The sequence below is a fragment of the Amycolatopsis sp. CA-211722 genome (assembly GCF_056828465.1).
Window position 1 is genome coordinate 4,608,854 of sequence record NZ_CP184752.1, and the last position, 14,060, is coordinate 4,622,913.

Consider the following 14,060-nt stretch of genomic DNA (forward strand, 5'->3'; position numbering starts at 1 on the left):
TCGCTCCCCCTCGGTCCAAGTACCGATACACGCGGCGCGAGCGCGCACGAGGAACCGTCCGCCGGTCCTCGGTAGTGGCTTCCGGGCAACGGCCCGGGGGCTTCGATCGAAGACCGGCCTCACTCCTCGAGCGTCCGCAGGCGAAACAGGTCCCAGGGTGGGAGACTCGCGCCGTTACAGAGGATCAAAAGAGGAGATACACCTTATGACCGACTCCACCGGAGTCACCGTGCACGAAACCGAAGCCGTGATCGACAACGGCCGTTTCGGCACCCGCACCGTCCGCTTCGAGACCGGCCGCCTGGCCCGTCAGGCCGCCGGCGCCGTCGTCGCGTACCTCGACGAAGAGACCATGCTGCTCTCGGCGACCACCGCGTCGAAGCACCCGAAGGACCACTTCGACTTCTTCCCGCTGACCGTGGACGTCGAAGAGCGGATGTACGCCGCCGGACGCATCCCCGGCGCGTTCTTCCGCCGCGAGGGCCGCCCGTCGACCGACGCGATCCTGACCTGCCGCCTGATCGACCGGCCGCTGCGCCCGTCGTTCGCCGACGGTCTCCGCAACGAGATCCAGGTCGTCATCACCGTCCAGAGCCTCAACCCCGAAGACCCGTACGACGTGCTCGCGATCAACGCGGCTTCGGCCTCGACGCAGATCGCCGGCCTGCCGTTCTCGGGCCCGGTCGGCGGCGTCCGCGTCGCGCTGATCGAGGGCCAGTGGGTCGCGTTCCCGACCTGGAAGCAGCTCGAAGAGGCCACCTTCAACATGGTGGTCGCCGGCCGCATCGTGGGCGACGACGTCGCGATCATGATGGTCGAGGCCGAGGGCACCGAGCAGACGCTCGACCTGATCGCCGCCGGCGGCAAGGCGCCGGACGAGATCGCCGTCGCCGAGGGCCTCGAGGCCGCGAAGCCGTTCATCAAGGTGCTGTGCGAGGCCCAGCAGCAGCTGGCCGAGCTCGCCGCCAAGCCGACCGGCGAGTTCCCGGTCTTCCTCGCCTACGAGCAGGACGCGTACGACGCCGTCGCCGCCATCGCGACCGACGACCTCGCGAACGCCCTGACCATCGCGGGCAAGCAGGACCGCGACAACGCGACCGACCAGGTCAAGGCCGCGGTGCTGGAGAAGATCGGCCTCGGCGAGGGCGAAGCCTTCCAGGGCCGTGAGAAGGAGATCGGCGCGGCGTTCAAGGCCCTGTCGAAGAAGATCATGCGCAAGCGCGTCCTCACGGACAAGATCCGCATGGACGGCCGCGGGCTGACCGACATCCGCTCGCTCGCCGCCGAGGTCGCCGTGATCCCGCGGGCGCACGGTTCCGCGCTGTTCGAGCGCGGTGAGACCCAGATCCTGGGCGTCACCACGCTGAACATGCTCCGCATGGAGCAGCAGATCGACTCGCTCTCCCCGGAGACCACGAAGCGGTACCTGCACCACTACAACTTCCCGCCGTTCTCCACCGGCGAGACCGGCCGCGTCGGTTCGCCGAAGCGGCGCGAGATCGGCCACGGCATGCTCGCCGAGCGCGCCCTGGTCCCGGTCCTGCCGAAGCGGGACGAGTTCCCGTACGCGATCCGCCAGGTCTCCGAGGCGCTGGGCTCCAACGGCTCCACCTCGATGGGCTCGGTCTGCGCCTCGACCATGGGTCTGCTGAACGCGGGTGTCCCGCTGAAGGCGCCGGTCGCCGGCATCGCCATGGGCCTCATCTCCGACGAGGTCGACGGCGAGACCCGCTACGTCGCGCTGACCGACATCCTCGGCGCCGAAGACGCCATGGGCGACATGGACTTCAAGGTCGCCGGCACCAAGGACATCATCACCGCGCTGCAGCTCGACACGAAGCTCGACGGTATCCCGTCGGAGGTTCTCGCGGCCGCGCTGAAGCAGGCGAAGGACGCTCGTCTCACCATCCTGGAGGTCATCGCCGAGGCGATCGACGGCCCGGACGAGATGAGCCCGTTCGCCCCGCGCGTGACCAGCGTGAAGATCCCGGTGGACAAGATCGGCGAGGTCATCGGCCCGAAGGGCAAGATGATCAACTCGATCACCGAGGAGACCGGCGCCGACATCTCCATCGAGGACGACGGCACGATCTACGTGGGCGCGGCCGACGGCCCGTCGGCGGAGGCGGCGATCGACAAGATCAACGCCATCGCCAACCCGCAGCTGCCCAAGGTCGGCGAGCGCTTCCTCGGCACCGTGGTGAAGACGGCCGCGTTCGGCGCGTTCGTCTCGCTGCTGCCGGGCAAGGACGGCCTGGTGCACATCTCGAAACTGGGCAACGGCAAGCGGATCGCCAAGGTCGAGGACGTGGTCAACGTGGGCGACAAGCTCCGCGTCGAGATCGCCGACATCGACAACCGCGGCAAGATCAGCCTGATCGTGGTCAAGGAAGACGACGCCGCCGACGCCGAGGCCAAGCCCGCCGAGGGTGACAAGGCCGAGGCCCCGAAGGCCGACGCGTAGTAGTCCTGGCTGGACCGATGTGAAACGTCAGGAAAGGGTCGTTCAGGACATTTTTCGTCCTGAACGACCCTTTCCTGACATGTGAGTAAGGAATCCGTTGGCTCGTCAGGTTCCCGGGCACGAACAGCCCGTCGGCAGCACCCGCACGCTGGAGTCCACTTCGGACGGTGCGGTGGTCAAGCGCAGTGTGCTGGCCGGTGGCCTCCGGGTCATCACCGAGCACGTTCCCGCCTCCCGTTCGGCGACGGTCGGGTTGTGGGTCGGGGTCGGGTCGCGGGACGAGCCGTCGTCGGTCGAGGGTGCGGCGCACTATCTCGAACACCTGCTGTTCAAGGGCACCACGAACCGGGACGCCACCCAGATCGCCGAGGAGATCGACGCGGTCGGCGGCGAGTTCAACGCGTTCACCGCGAAGGAGCACACCTGCTACTACGCGCAGGTGCTCGACGAGGATCTGCCGCTGGCGATGGATCTCGTCACCGACGTCGTGTTCGAGGCGCTGTGCACGGACAAGGACGTCGAGACCGAGCGCAGTGTCGTGCTCGAAGAGATCTCGATGCGTGACGACGACCCCGAAGACCTGTTGCACGAGACGTTCGTCGGCGCGATCCTGGGCAGCCACGCGCTGGGCCGCCCGGTGCTCGGCAGCGAGAAGTCCATCGTCGAGATGTCCGCTTCGGCGTTGCGCGGGTTCTACCGGCGCCGCTATACCCTGCCGCGGATGGTGCTCGCGGTCGCCGGGAACGTCGAGCACGCCCAGGTGCTTCGCTTGGTGCGCAAGGCTTTGCGCACCAGGCTGACCGGGGCGGCGACGCCGGTGCCGCCGCGCGGCGGGCGGGCGCGGATCGCGATGGCGCCGAAGCTCGCCCTGCACACCGACGACACCGAGCAGGCCCACGTGATGCTCGGCCTGCGATCGCTGTCGCGGCACGACGACCGGCGGTTCGCGCAGTCGGTGCTCAACGCCGCGCTCGGCGGCGGGATGAGCTCACGCCTGTTCCAGGAGGTCCGGGAGAAGCGCGGGCTGGCGTACCAGGTGTACTCGTCCGTCGCGAGCTACGCCGACACCGGGCACATGGCCGTGTACGCGGGCTGCCAGCCGGAAAAGCTCGGCGAGGTCGCCGGGGTGATCCGCGAGGTGCTCGAACTCGTCGGCAAGGACGGGCTGAGCGAAGCCGAGGTCGCGCGCGCGAAGGGGCAGTTGCGGGGCGGGCTCGTGCTCGGCCTCGAAGACACTTCTTCGCGCATGTCGCGGATCGGCAAGAACGAACTCAACTACGGCCGCTATCTCGGCGTCGACGACACGGTGGCGCGGATCGACGCCGTCACCACCGAAGAGGTCTGTGCGCTCGCTCGCACTCTGCTCGCCCGCCCTGGTGGCGTCTCGGCGGCGGCGGTGGTCGGGCCGTACGCTCACGCCGACGACCTTCCGGACGATCTGCACGAGGTGATCGCATCATGACCGCTGGAATTCGCGTCGGTGTGCTGGGCGCACGCGGCCGGATGGGCCAGGAAGTGGTGAACGCCGTCAATGGCGCCGACGACATGGAGCTCGTCGCCGCGCTCGACGCCGGTGACGACTTCTCGGCGCTCAAGCAGGCTCAGGTCGTCGTCGACTTCACCCATCCCGACGCGGTGATGGACAACCTGGAGTTCCTGACCGGCAACGGGATCCACGCGGTGGTCGGCACCACCGGGTTCAGCGGGGAGCGGCTGGAGAAGCTGCGTTCGTGGCTCGCGGCAGACCCGTCGCTCGGCGTGCTGATCGCGCCGAACTTCGCGCTCGGCGCGGTGCTCGCGATGCGGTTCGCCCAGCAGGCGGCGCGGTTCTACAACTCGGCCGAGGTCATCGAGCTGCACCACAACCGCAAGGCCGACGCGCCCTCCGGCACGGCCGCGCACACCGCGCGGCTGATCGGCGAAGCCCGCGCGGAAGCCGGTCTCGCTCCCGGTGAAGACGCGACGACGTCCGAAGTGGACGGTGCCCGCGGCGCGCTCGTCGACGACGTCCGCGTGCACTCGGTCCGGCTGCCCGGGCTGGTGGCGCACGAGGAGATCCTGTTCGGTGGCGAGGGGGAGACCCTGACCATCCGGCACGACTCACTGCACCGCACGTCGTTCATGCCGGGGGTGCTGCTCGGCGTGCGTTCGGTGCTCACGCGGCCCGGCCTCACGGTCGGTCTCGAGAACATCCTCGACCTGTGAGGGCCCGCAATTTCGCGCTGGTGATGACGGCGGCGCTCGCCGTCTACGTCGTCCTGCTGGCGGGCCGGGGCATCGCGCTGCTGCGCACCGGCGAGACGGTGCCGGTGGTCTTCGGTGTCGGGGTACTGCTGCTGCCGGTGCTCGGGATCTGGATCATCGTGACCACCTGGCGTTCCGGCGTCCAGATCCAGCGGCTTTCCCGGCGTTTGGACGAAGAGGGCGGCCTGCCCGACGTCTCCGATCTGCCCCGCAGGCCCTCGGGCCGGGTGGATCGCGACGCCGCGGACGCCTGGTTCGAGGAGCGCCGCGCCGAGGTCGAGGCGGATCAGGAGAACTGGCGCGTCTGGTACCGGCTGGCGTATGCGTACGAGATCGCCGGCGACCGGAAACGGGCCCGCGCCACGATGCGTCGCGCCGTCGAACTCGAAGCCGCCTCCCGCGCTTAGCCCTCTGAACGCGGGCGCTAGCAGACGCAACTGGGTGTCAGATTGCGGACGACGTCGGCGGGTCGGCCGGCCGTTCACCCGGATGCGGATGGTAGTAGGCACTCTTTGCGACTGAAGTTGTCTACGGGATTCCTGCGTTCAATTCAGTTGCGGACGGTAGTTCGTCGACAACCAGCGCGGCGGTATGTCGCGCTGCTTTCGGCTCGGAAGATCTAACCCGGGTGGGTTGTCTAACGAGGGGCCGTCGATGGTGTCAACCGGTAAGCATCCGGAAAACTGTTCGAGCGCGACAGGGCACGTCTGCAAATGTGGCAATTGCGGCGGTTCCCAACACGGCTGGGGAGGTTGGGACAAACTCGCTCGGGAACCGGAGCAAACGCGGATCGCTAAGCGTGGCTCGATTCTCGAGAAGTTGGCCGAGTGGTGCTCTCCCAAGCGCAAGAGGGTGAGGAACCAGCCAGCTCGGGAAGCGACCATGGATCTGATGCGGCTTGACGCGGCCGACTGGCTGGCGCGCAGTGCTGCAGGAGCGGCGCACACACCGCTTCCGCCCCAGCGCCAGGGACCCGAACTCGTACCAGGGGGCAGCCCTGAAGATCGGAAGCCTGACGCTGAGACAAGCGACAACGCCGAAACTTTCGGCGTGATGAGCGTGTCGGATTCCGAAACTCATGCCGCATCGGCTGCTCTCGGGGATCCCCTCATTCGACCGGATGTCGTGGATCAAGTGAACGTCATTGCGAAGGCGATGACAGAAGACATCTGGAAGGAGATTGTCGAAAGTCTTCCTGGGAGTCCCGACGAAGTCAGAGTGATCCGCTTGCAGTTGGCTGATCACGGCTGGTGTGACCTGCTCATCGGTTTCGTGCTGGTCTTGGAGAAGTTCGGCAAGGCTGTCGACACGATCCCTGACAAGGCCAAGGAGCTCATAGTCGAGGCGATCTGTCGGTCCAGCAAACAGGGGAAGCGGCCACAACTCACCAAAGCCGTCGTGGGGATGATCGTGGACAAGGCATGGGGAGCCTTCAAGACCGCAGCGGTCGCACAGGTGCCGCTCTTCGGCCTTCTCACCAGCGAGGAACTGCTGCGGAACCTCCGCATGCTTGCGGTATTCATCTGTCCGGCACCGGAAAAGCACGAGGAAGTGCGGAACCATGCCGTGGACCCCTTGGTCAAGGACGCATGCGGCTACGTGTCGGCTGAGACCAAGGAGTGGCTGGGGAAGCAGTTCGATCAGTGGATCGAGAGCGCTGAACGGCAGACCGAACGCGACGGCGCGAGTGAGCCAGGCCGTACCACCGAACCGCCGGTCGCTCGCCCATCACCCAACTTCCCGGCTCAGTAGTGGAACCAGCCCGCGAACAGGGCGGGGGAGGCGGCCAGCAGGCTGAACCGCAGCCAGCGACCCACGAAACCGGTGGCCAGGAAGGTCGCCAGCGGCATCCGCACCAGGCCCGCGAGCACACTCGTCGCCATGTACGGCGGCAGCCCGACGACCGAGCTCACCCCGTACGTGCCCGCCATCCAGTGCGGATGCCGATGGCACCGTTCACGCAGGGCGTCGAGCCGGGCGCGCATCTTCTTGGTGCGCGCCCGCCACCGTTCCCGGCGCGGGGTGGGCGGCCGCTCGCGGTGCAGGCGGTCGTGCAGCGGCTTCGGCAGCTTGATCGTGCCCTTCGCGGCGAGGTAGTAGAGCGTCTTGCCGCCCACCTGACCGGCCGCGACGATGGCGCCGAGCAGCAGCCACGGCAGCGTCGGCTGGCTCGCGCAGAGGCCGATGAGGAACATCTCGATGCTGACCACGGGGAGGATCGCGGAACCGAAGGCGACGCCGAACGACAGGAGCAACCAGCCCGCCATCGTTGCCTCCCCGTTATCTTCGTTCTCTCCAAGCTATCAGCTGAAAACCAGGACGCACTGGGGCCAGCCCCCGTTCCCGGCTTCCGGGCCGCACCAGAAGATCACCTGTTCGTCGGCTCGCGGCCACCTGCCGCTGCCATGCTGGAGCCGTGGCCGACGTGCACGACGCGGTCCGCGGCAAGGGTTTCGCGGATCGCTTCGCCGACTTCTGCGCGGCCGTGGTGCGGCGCCTCCCCGTCGGGCTTTCCCGGCTGGTGGCGCCGAGTTTCCTCGGTTTCGCGCTCATCAACGGGTTCACCTTCGGGGTCGACCTGATCCTGCTGACCCTGCTTCGCGGCTGGCTCGGCCTGCCGGTGTGGCTGGCGATCACGCTCGCCTACGCGACGGCGTTCGGGCTGAGCTTCGTGCTGAACCGCAGCATGAACTTCCGCTCGCACGCGCCCGTCGGCAGGCAGGCGGTGCTGTACGTCGTCGCGATCGTCATCAACTACGTGGCGTTCCTGCTCGGCGTCGGCGCGGGTCTGGCCGCGCTGGGGGTCGACTACCGCATCTCCCGGCTCATCGCCGGGGCGTGTGAAGGCGTCTTCATGTACTCGGTGATGCGCTGGGTCGTGTTCGCGAAGTCAGGGAGTGAGCTCGAGGTCGAGGCCGCCGGTGAGGCGGACTTCGCGCACGTTCGTGCTCCCGGTGTCGAGGATGCGGACGGTCCCGTCGGGGGACCAGCCCGCGCGGCGGAAGAAGCCCAGTGACGCGTGATCGGTCTGGGCGACCCAGCTGATCCCGCGCGTGGCGCCGTCCCCGCGCAACCAGGCCGACGCGTTCGCCAGCAGGCGCCCCGCGTGCCCGCGCCGTCCCCAACGCGGCTCGACCAGCAGCGAGGCGATGAGCGCGGTCGTCGAAGCGTCGTCGGGCAGTGAACCGTCGGCGGTGGCGACCTCGCTCACCGGAGCGCGGCCGGCGACGCAGAAACCGACGGTGAACTCGCCTTCGGTGGCGAGGAAGACGCGCGTGCCCGGGTACTCGATCGTCTCGGCCCAGGTCTTTTCGAGTTCCTCGATGTCGAGCCCGGCGACAGCCGCTTCGCCGAGCAGCTCCGTGTAGGCGCTTCGCCAGGTATCGCGCTGGATGCGGGCGATCTCGGCTGCGTCGGACACGACTGCTGGGCGGACTTCGGCGGCGGCCATGGTGCGCAGATTAGCCGCACCGCCGAAAACTGTCGGTGGTGGATGGCACCATGCGGCGATGAGCACTACGACCATCAGCGGGCCGGTCGCGCGCCGGATCGCCCTGGCCGCACAAGGGTTCGCCGACGCGCGTCCCGGTGGAGCGGTGACGAGGAGGCATCTGCAACGCGTGCTGTCGCGGATCCAGCTGCTGCAACTGGATTCGGTGAACGTCGCGGTCCGCGCGCACTACATGCCGTTGTTCTCCCGGCTCGGCGCGTACGAGCCCACGCTGGTGGACGACGCGGCCTGGTCCCATTCCACGCGCAAACCCCGGATGCTGGTCGAAACCTGGGCGCACGAGGCGAGTCTGCTGCCGGTGGCGGACTGGCCGCTGTTGCGGTCCGGGGCGAAGCGGATGGGCTGGTGGACGAACTACGCGCGGGTGCTGGAGCAGACGCCTCAGCTGGTGGACGACATCCTGACCGTGATCAAGGAACAGGGCCCGATCGGCGCGGGCGGCATCGAGCGCGCACTGGTGGGCGAGTCGGGTGGGGCCAAGCCGGGCTCGTGGTGGGAGCGGTCGGAGGTCAAGAAGGCCTGCGAGTGGCTCTTCGGCATGGGGCAGCTGACCACCGGCACGCGCCGGTCGTTCGAGCGGCTGTACGACCTGACCGAACGCGTCGTCCCGCCGGAGATCCTGTCGCGGACCGTGAGCCCGGAGGAAGGCGCCCGCGAACTGATCACCCGCGCGGCCGTCGCGCTGGGCATCGGCACCGAACCGGATCTGCGGGACTACTACCGGCTGGGCCCGGACGTCAGCAAGCGGGCGGTGGCGGAACTGGTCGACGCGGGGGTGCTGGAGCCGGTGATCGTGGACGGCTGGCCCGCCCCGGCGTACCGCCACGTCGCGGCGAAGGCGCCGAGGTCGGTCACCGGCCGGGCGCTGCTGTCGCCCTTCGACCCGCTGATCTGGGAACGTGCCCGCACCGAGCGCATCTTCGACTTCTTCTACCGCATCGAGATCTACGTGCCCGAGCCGAAGCGGATCTACGGGTACTACGTGTTCCCGTTCCTGCTCGACGGCGAACTCGTCGGCCGGGTCGACCTCAAGGCCGACCGTGCCGCCGGGGTGCTTCGTGTCCAGGGCGCCTTCGCCGAGCCTGGGGTGGATGTCGCGCGGGTCGCCAGTGAGCTGGCGGGCGAGCTGCGGCTGATGGCGGAATGGCAGGGGCTGGACGGGGTCGCGGTGGGGGAGCGGGGCGATCTCGCTCCGGTGCTCACACGCCTCGTGCACTGAAGATGACCGCAGTCTGGGGCTTGGCTGCCGCTGGAATCCACGGAGGTAGCGCCCGCCCCTCCGCCGAGGTTGCGAAAGCCACTTTCGCAACCTTCAACGTTGCGAAAGTGGCTTTCGCAACACGCCGCCCGCGAGTCACGCCTCGGCGGCGGCCGGTCAGGGCGGGCGGGACATCCACCTGAAATGAGCAAGGGACCTTTGCTCCCACCCCCGTGGAAAAGTGCGAGCAAAGGTCCCTCGATCCCCCTGCGGCCCGCGGCTCAGCCGGCCGCGCTGGTCACCACCGCGACGCCCGTGCCGGTGCGCGCCCGCACCTTCAGCGAGACCTCCGAAGGCGCGCTGTCCGCGACCTCCAGTTCGCTCGACACCGAACCGGTCGTCGACGAAAGGTCGATCTCCGCCTGGACACCGCCGCGGATCGCGACCCGGACCTCACCCGATCCGGTGGTCAGCTCCAGCGTCCCGGAAGCGGCGTCCGCCACCGAGAGGGAGCCGCTGCCGGTGCGCGCCAGGACCTCGCCCGCGACTTCGCCGAGCCAGACGTCACCCGTGCCGGTCGCGACCGTGGCCGAACCGTTCACCGATGCCGCCTCGACCGAGCCGCTGCCGGTGCGCAGTTGCAGGCCCGACAGGGTCGGCCCGAGCTTGATGTCGCCGGTGCCGGTGCGGACGATCGCCGAACCGTTGGCTCGTTCGAGCGCGATCTTGCCGGCGCCGGTCATGAGGTCGGCCCGTCCGGCGGAGCCGGTGACCGTCACGTCGGCCGCCCCGGCCCGCACCTCCAGATGCGAACCGGCGGGCGCCCGGACGGTCACGGCCAGCGGGACGTTCTTCAGCTGCCAGGCCTTCGGCGCCTGGACGACCAGCCGGTTGCCGACCTTCTCGATCCGCGTCTGCGCCACGGCGTCGCCCACGGAGCCCGCCGATCCCACCGGTGAACCGCCGAGCTGGTCGCCGAAACGTTCCCCGACCCAGCTGAGCAGGCTCGTCATGCCGTCCACCCACGGCTGCTGTTCGCCGCCGTCCCGGCGGACCTCGGTGTGGACCCCGTTCTCGTCGGTCAGTTCGATGGTGACCCGGCCGATGGCCACGCTCACGTCGACCTCGATCGGGCCCTCGGCCTCGAAGTCCTCGACGCGCACGGTCTCTTCACCGGCGGGAATGCTCTCCTCGGTCATGTCCGTCCCCCTCAGCCCTGGACCCAGCCGTGCAGGTGCGAACCGGCACCACCGCCCGGCTTCTGCTTGTGCTGCCAGTGCTCGCTCCCGCTCTTGCCCAGCGCGCCCTGGACGGCCTGCGAGACGAACGTGTTCAGCGAAACGCCCTGCGAGGCGGCCGCGGCTTCGGCCTGGCCCTTGACCTGCTCGAACAGGCGCAAGGTGATGCGGGTGATGTCGCCCGTGTCCACCTTGGGCGCGCGCGGGGTCTCCCGCGGCGCCTCGGAGCGGGGCGCGGACTGCTCGGCGCCCTCGCCCGTGACGACGACGCGCACGTCGCGGCCGTCGAGCCGGACGTCGACGACGTGCCCCGGCAGCGCCGAAGTCACTTCGGCGGCCAGGTCGGCGAGGGCGTTCATGATGGTCAGCCGGGCGGCCGGCTCCAGCGCCGACGACAGCAGCGCGGCAGCGCGCCGCGTCTGCTCGTCGCCGGCCGAAGCCGTGTTCGCGAGGTCCTCGCGAAGGCTTGTGATGTACGGCGTCAGATCCATGACACCACTATGACGTCACGAGTGACGTCAGTCAAGGAGCCTCTGACGTCACCGTGATGTCGCCCCTGCGTCAAAGAGGGCGGCGGTTACGCTGCCCGGAGTCGTGGAGCAGGGGTCGTAAAGGAGTGCGAACGTGGCCGAGACCGTGTCACCCAAGGTTCAACTGATCGCGAAGACGGAGTTCTTCCCGCCGTCCGACGTACCGTGGTCGACCGATGCCGACGGTGGTGAGGCGCTGGCCGAGTTCGCGGGCCGGGCCTGCTACCAGTCCTGGAAGAAGCCGAACCCGAAGACGGCCACCAACGCCGGCTACCTCGAGCACATCATCGACGTCGGCCACCTTTCGGTGCTGGAGCACGGCTCCGTCAGCTTCTACATCACCGGCATCTCCCGGTCGCTGACGCACGAGCTGATCCGTCACCGTCACTTCTCCTACTCGCAGCTCTCGCAGCGCTACGTGCCGGAGCGCGACGCCGCGTTCGTCGAGCCCGACGTCATCGCGCAGGACCCGGAGCTGCACGCCAAGTTCCTCGCCGCCTCGCAGGCCGCGGTCGACGCCTACACGGAGCTGCTCGCCGGGCTGGAGGAGAAGTTCGCCGACGTGCCGAGCGCGACCCTGCGCCGCAAGCAGGCCCGCCAGGCCGCCCGCGCCGTGCTGCCGAACGCGACCGAGACCCGCATCGTGGTCACCGGCAACTACCGCGCCTGGCGGCACTTCATCGCGATGCGCGCCACCGAGCACGCCGACGTCGAGATCCGCGCCCTGGCCATCGAGTGCCTGCGCGAGCTGCAGAAGGCTTCGAGCAACGTGTTCGCGGACTTCACCATCTCCGCGCTGCCCGACGGCACCGAGGTCGCGTCCAGCCCGAAGGTCCTCGAGGGCTGATGCGCCGCCTCGCGATCGACGTCCGGCCCGGGGAGTACGCGGTCGCCCGCCTCGCCCCGGACACGCCGGTCCCGGCGAACCTGCTCGACCCCGGCGAGCCCGTGCTGATCTCGATCACGCGCACCCCGGAGGAACTGTCGGTGATCTGCCCGGCCGGTCTCGCGCCGGCCGGGGCCACCGTCGAGGACGGCTGGCGGCTGCTGTCGGTGCGCGGGCCGCTGGCCTTCACGCTGACCGGCATCATCGCGGCGCTGTCCAGCGAGCTGGCCGCCGCCGGGGTGGCGCTGTTCTCGATGTCCACGTTCGACACCGACCACGTGCTGGTCCGGGCGCCGGAGCTGGAGCGCGCGGTGAAGGCGCTGCGCGAAGCCGGGCACGAGGTCACGGTCTGATCCACCAGCCGGGCGAAGGAACCTTTCGGAGCGCGAACGGGTCCGAGTTAGCATCCTGCGCGAACCGAAGGAGCACCGAACCTTGACCGACGAACAGACCCGTCCGTACGGGCCGCCCCAGCAGACGCAGCAGGCCCCCGGCGCGCGGATCGTCGCCGGCCGATACGCCCTGCTGGGCGAGCTCGGCCGCGGCGGGATGGGCATCGTCTGGCGCGCGCAGGACCAGGTGATCGGCCGTCAGGTCGCGATCAAGGAGCTGAAGTTCCCGAACGCGCCCGAGGACGCCTCGGTGCTGTCCGAGCGGATGCTGCGCGAGGTCCGCTCGGGCGGTCGCCTCAACGACCCGGCCGTCGTGACGGTGTACGACGTCGTCACCGAGAACGGCGCCACCTACATTGTGATGGAGCTGGTCGAGGCTCCGACGCTGGCCGACCTGGTGCGCGACCACGGGCCGCTGCCCGCCCAGCAGGTCGCGCTGGTGGGGGAGCGGGTGCTGTCCGCGCTGCGGGCCGCGCACGCCGCCGGGATCGTGCACCGCGACGTCAAACCCGCGAACATCATGGTCGCGCCGGACGGCCGGGTGAAGCTCACCGACTTCGGCATCGCGCACGCCGCCGACGACCCGCGCCTGACCACCAGCGGCATGATCGTGGGCTCGCCCGCGTTCATGGCGCCGGAACGGGTCGAGGGCCGCGACGCGATGCCCGAATCCGACCTCTGGTCGCTGGGCACGACGCTGTTCTTCGCCGCGGAAGGCATCGTCGCGTTCGAACGGTCGACCACCGCCGCGACGCTGCACGCGATCATGACCGAGGCGCCCTACCTGACCAGGGTCCAGGGCCCGCTGGCCGCCGCGATCCTCGGCCTGCTGGTCACCAAACCCGAGGCGCGGATGTCGTACGACCAGGTGCGCAGCCTGCTCGCGGCCGCGCAGGGCGTGCAGGCCCAGCCGACGCCGCCCTCGGGCGGAACGGCGATGATGCCGCAGCACGGTCCGCCGATGACGCGGCTCGCCCCGGCCCCGGCGGCGAAGCGCAACCTGCGACCGCTGTGGCTGAGCCTGGCCGCGGTCGCCGTGATCGGCGCGCTGGTCGGCGGGATCTTCCTCGGCCGCTGGATGGCCGCGCCCGCGGGGAACTCGCAGGCCCAGGCGACCTTGACCTACGGCATCAACGGCCAGGTCAAGCTCGGTTCGTCCGGGGACTGCTACAACGTGCCGCTCAGAGAGGGCATCAACCTGAACGACGGGGTCAGCTGCGACAAGGACCACCTGCTGGAGATCTTCTCCAAACGGGCCCTGCTCGAAGTCGAGTCCCCCAGCGACGACGACGCGAAGATCGCCGAATATCCGGGCGCGGAGACGGTCAACAGGATCGCCGAGGCGACCTGCGCGGCGACCTTCAACTCGAACGTCGTGCCCGCGGCGCAGCGCGCGACCCTGACCTGGCGGGCGCTCGTCCCGACCGAGGCGGAGTGGAAGCGCCCGCCCAACGAGGACGTCCGTGACTACTCGCGCGGGTACTACTGCCTTCTCGCCAAGACCGACGGCAGCCAGATCCCGTCCCAGATCACCACCAAGGTCAAATAGCTCACAGAGAGTTTGCGCCGAGTTCGCCTTCGTCGCGGAAAATCTCCC

General features: G+C 69.2%; 13 protein-coding genes and 1 pseudogene. 10 read left to right on the top strand and 4 right to left on the bottom strand.

Going from position 1 to position 14,060, the window contains the following annotated elements:
- The first annotated feature begins 205 nt into the window (after positions 1-205).
- The 5 genes from ACOCEP_RS22285 (at position 206) to ACOCEP_RS22305 (ending at position 6,460) form a co-directional block, all read left to right on the top strand.
- The gene (locus ACOCEP_RS22285; RefSeq protein WP_482330924.1) at positions 206-2,464 is read left to right on the top strand and encodes a polyribonucleotide nucleotidyltransferase; all 2,259 of its coding nucleotides are present in this window, start codon (positions 206-208) and stop codon (positions 2,462-2,464) included.
- A gap of 97 nt (positions 2,465-2,561) precedes the next feature.
- On the top strand, positions 2,562-3,926 hold the full coding sequence (locus ACOCEP_RS22290) for a M16 family metallopeptidase (protein WP_126737738.1): 1,365 nt from the start codon (positions 2,562-2,564) through the stop codon (positions 3,924-3,926).
- The gene (gene dapB, locus ACOCEP_RS22295) at positions 3,923-4,669 is read left to right on the top strand and encodes a 4-hydroxy-tetrahydrodipicolinate reductase (protein ID WP_125675885.1); all 747 of its coding nucleotides are present in this window, start codon (positions 3,923-3,925) and stop codon (positions 4,667-4,669) included. Before ACOCEP_RS22290 ends, dapB begins: the two co-directional genes overlap by 4 nt.
- Positions 4,666-5,115, top strand: a complete 450-nt coding sequence (locus tag ACOCEP_RS22300) for a tetratricopeptide repeat protein (RefSeq protein ID WP_482330925.1) — start codon at positions 4,666-4,668, stop codon at positions 5,113-5,115. Before dapB ends, ACOCEP_RS22300 begins: the two co-directional genes overlap by 4 nt.
- Before the next feature lie 475 nt (positions 5,116-5,590).
- On the top strand, positions 5,591-6,460 hold the full coding sequence (locus tag ACOCEP_RS22305; RefSeq protein ID WP_482330926.1) for a hypothetical protein: 870 nt from the start codon (positions 5,591-5,593) through the stop codon (positions 6,458-6,460).
- Here the strand turns inward: ACOCEP_RS22305 and ACOCEP_RS22310 are convergent.
- Positions 6,454-6,975 carry a YqaA family protein gene (locus tag ACOCEP_RS22310; protein WP_482330927.1) on the bottom strand — a complete coding sequence of 174 codons (522 nt, stop codon included), beginning with the start codon at positions 6,973-6,975 and terminating at the stop codon, positions 6,454-6,456. The genes ACOCEP_RS22305 and ACOCEP_RS22310 overlap by 7 nt on opposite strands.
- A 254-nt stretch (positions 6,976-7,229) precedes the next feature.
- Here ACOCEP_RS22310 and ACOCEP_RS22315 point away from each other — a divergent pair.
- Positions 7,230-7,532, top strand: a pseudogene (locus tag ACOCEP_RS22315) (GtrA family protein); the annotation flags it as partial.
- Between the two features lie 66 nt (positions 7,533-7,598).
- Here the strand turns inward: ACOCEP_RS22315 and ACOCEP_RS22320 are convergent.
- Positions 7,599-8,159 carry a GNAT family N-acetyltransferase gene (locus ACOCEP_RS22320; protein ID WP_482330928.1) on the bottom strand — a complete coding sequence of 187 codons (561 nt, stop codon included), beginning with the start codon at positions 8,157-8,159 and terminating at the stop codon, positions 7,599-7,601.
- A gap of 58 nt (positions 8,160-8,217) precedes the next feature.
- On the opposite strand from ACOCEP_RS22320, the gene ACOCEP_RS22325 reads away from it, so the two are divergent.
- The gene (locus ACOCEP_RS22325) at positions 8,218-9,438 is read left to right on the top strand and encodes a winged helix-turn-helix domain-containing protein (RefSeq protein ID WP_482330930.1); all 1,221 of its coding nucleotides are present in this window, start codon (positions 8,218-8,220) and stop codon (positions 9,436-9,438) included.
- Positions 9,439-9,698: 260 nt separating this feature from the next.
- Here ACOCEP_RS22325 and ACOCEP_RS22330 read toward each other — a convergent pair whose 3' ends face one another.
- Both ACOCEP_RS22330 and ACOCEP_RS22335 read right to left on the bottom strand, forming a co-directional pair.
- The gene (locus ACOCEP_RS22330) at positions 9,699-10,616 is read right to left on the bottom strand and encodes a DUF4097 family beta strand repeat-containing protein (RefSeq protein WP_482330931.1); all 918 of its coding nucleotides are present in this window, start codon (positions 10,614-10,616) and stop codon (positions 9,699-9,701) included.
- Between the two features lie 11 nt (positions 10,617-10,627).
- Entirely contained in the window at positions 10,628-11,146 is a 519-nt protein-coding gene (locus tag ACOCEP_RS22335; RefSeq protein ID WP_482330932.1) for a toxin-antitoxin system HicB family antitoxin, read from the bottom strand.
- Between the two features lie 133 nt (positions 11,147-11,279).
- Between ACOCEP_RS22335 and thyX the strand changes: the two genes are divergently transcribed.
- The 3 genes from thyX to ACOCEP_RS22350 all read left to right on the top strand — a co-directional run bounded on the left by thyX (position 11,280) and on the right by ACOCEP_RS22350 (position 14,012).
- Positions 11,280-12,032 (top strand): FAD-dependent thymidylate synthase, encoded by a 753-nt coding sequence (thyX, locus tag ACOCEP_RS22340; RefSeq protein ID WP_007029376.1) that lies wholly within the window; start codon positions 11,280-11,282, stop codon positions 12,030-12,032.
- Positions 12,032-12,424, top strand: coding sequence for an ACT domain-containing protein (locus tag ACOCEP_RS22345; RefSeq protein WP_482330933.1), 393 nt, complete (start codon positions 12,032-12,034; stop codon positions 12,422-12,424). The genes thyX and ACOCEP_RS22345 overlap by 1 nt, the downstream gene beginning before the upstream one ends.
- Before the next feature lie 82 nt (positions 12,425-12,506).
- Entirely contained in the window at positions 12,507-14,012 is a 1,506-nt protein-coding gene (locus ACOCEP_RS22350; protein WP_482330934.1) for a serine/threonine-protein kinase, read from the top strand.
- Positions 14,013-14,060: the final 48 nt, after the last annotated feature.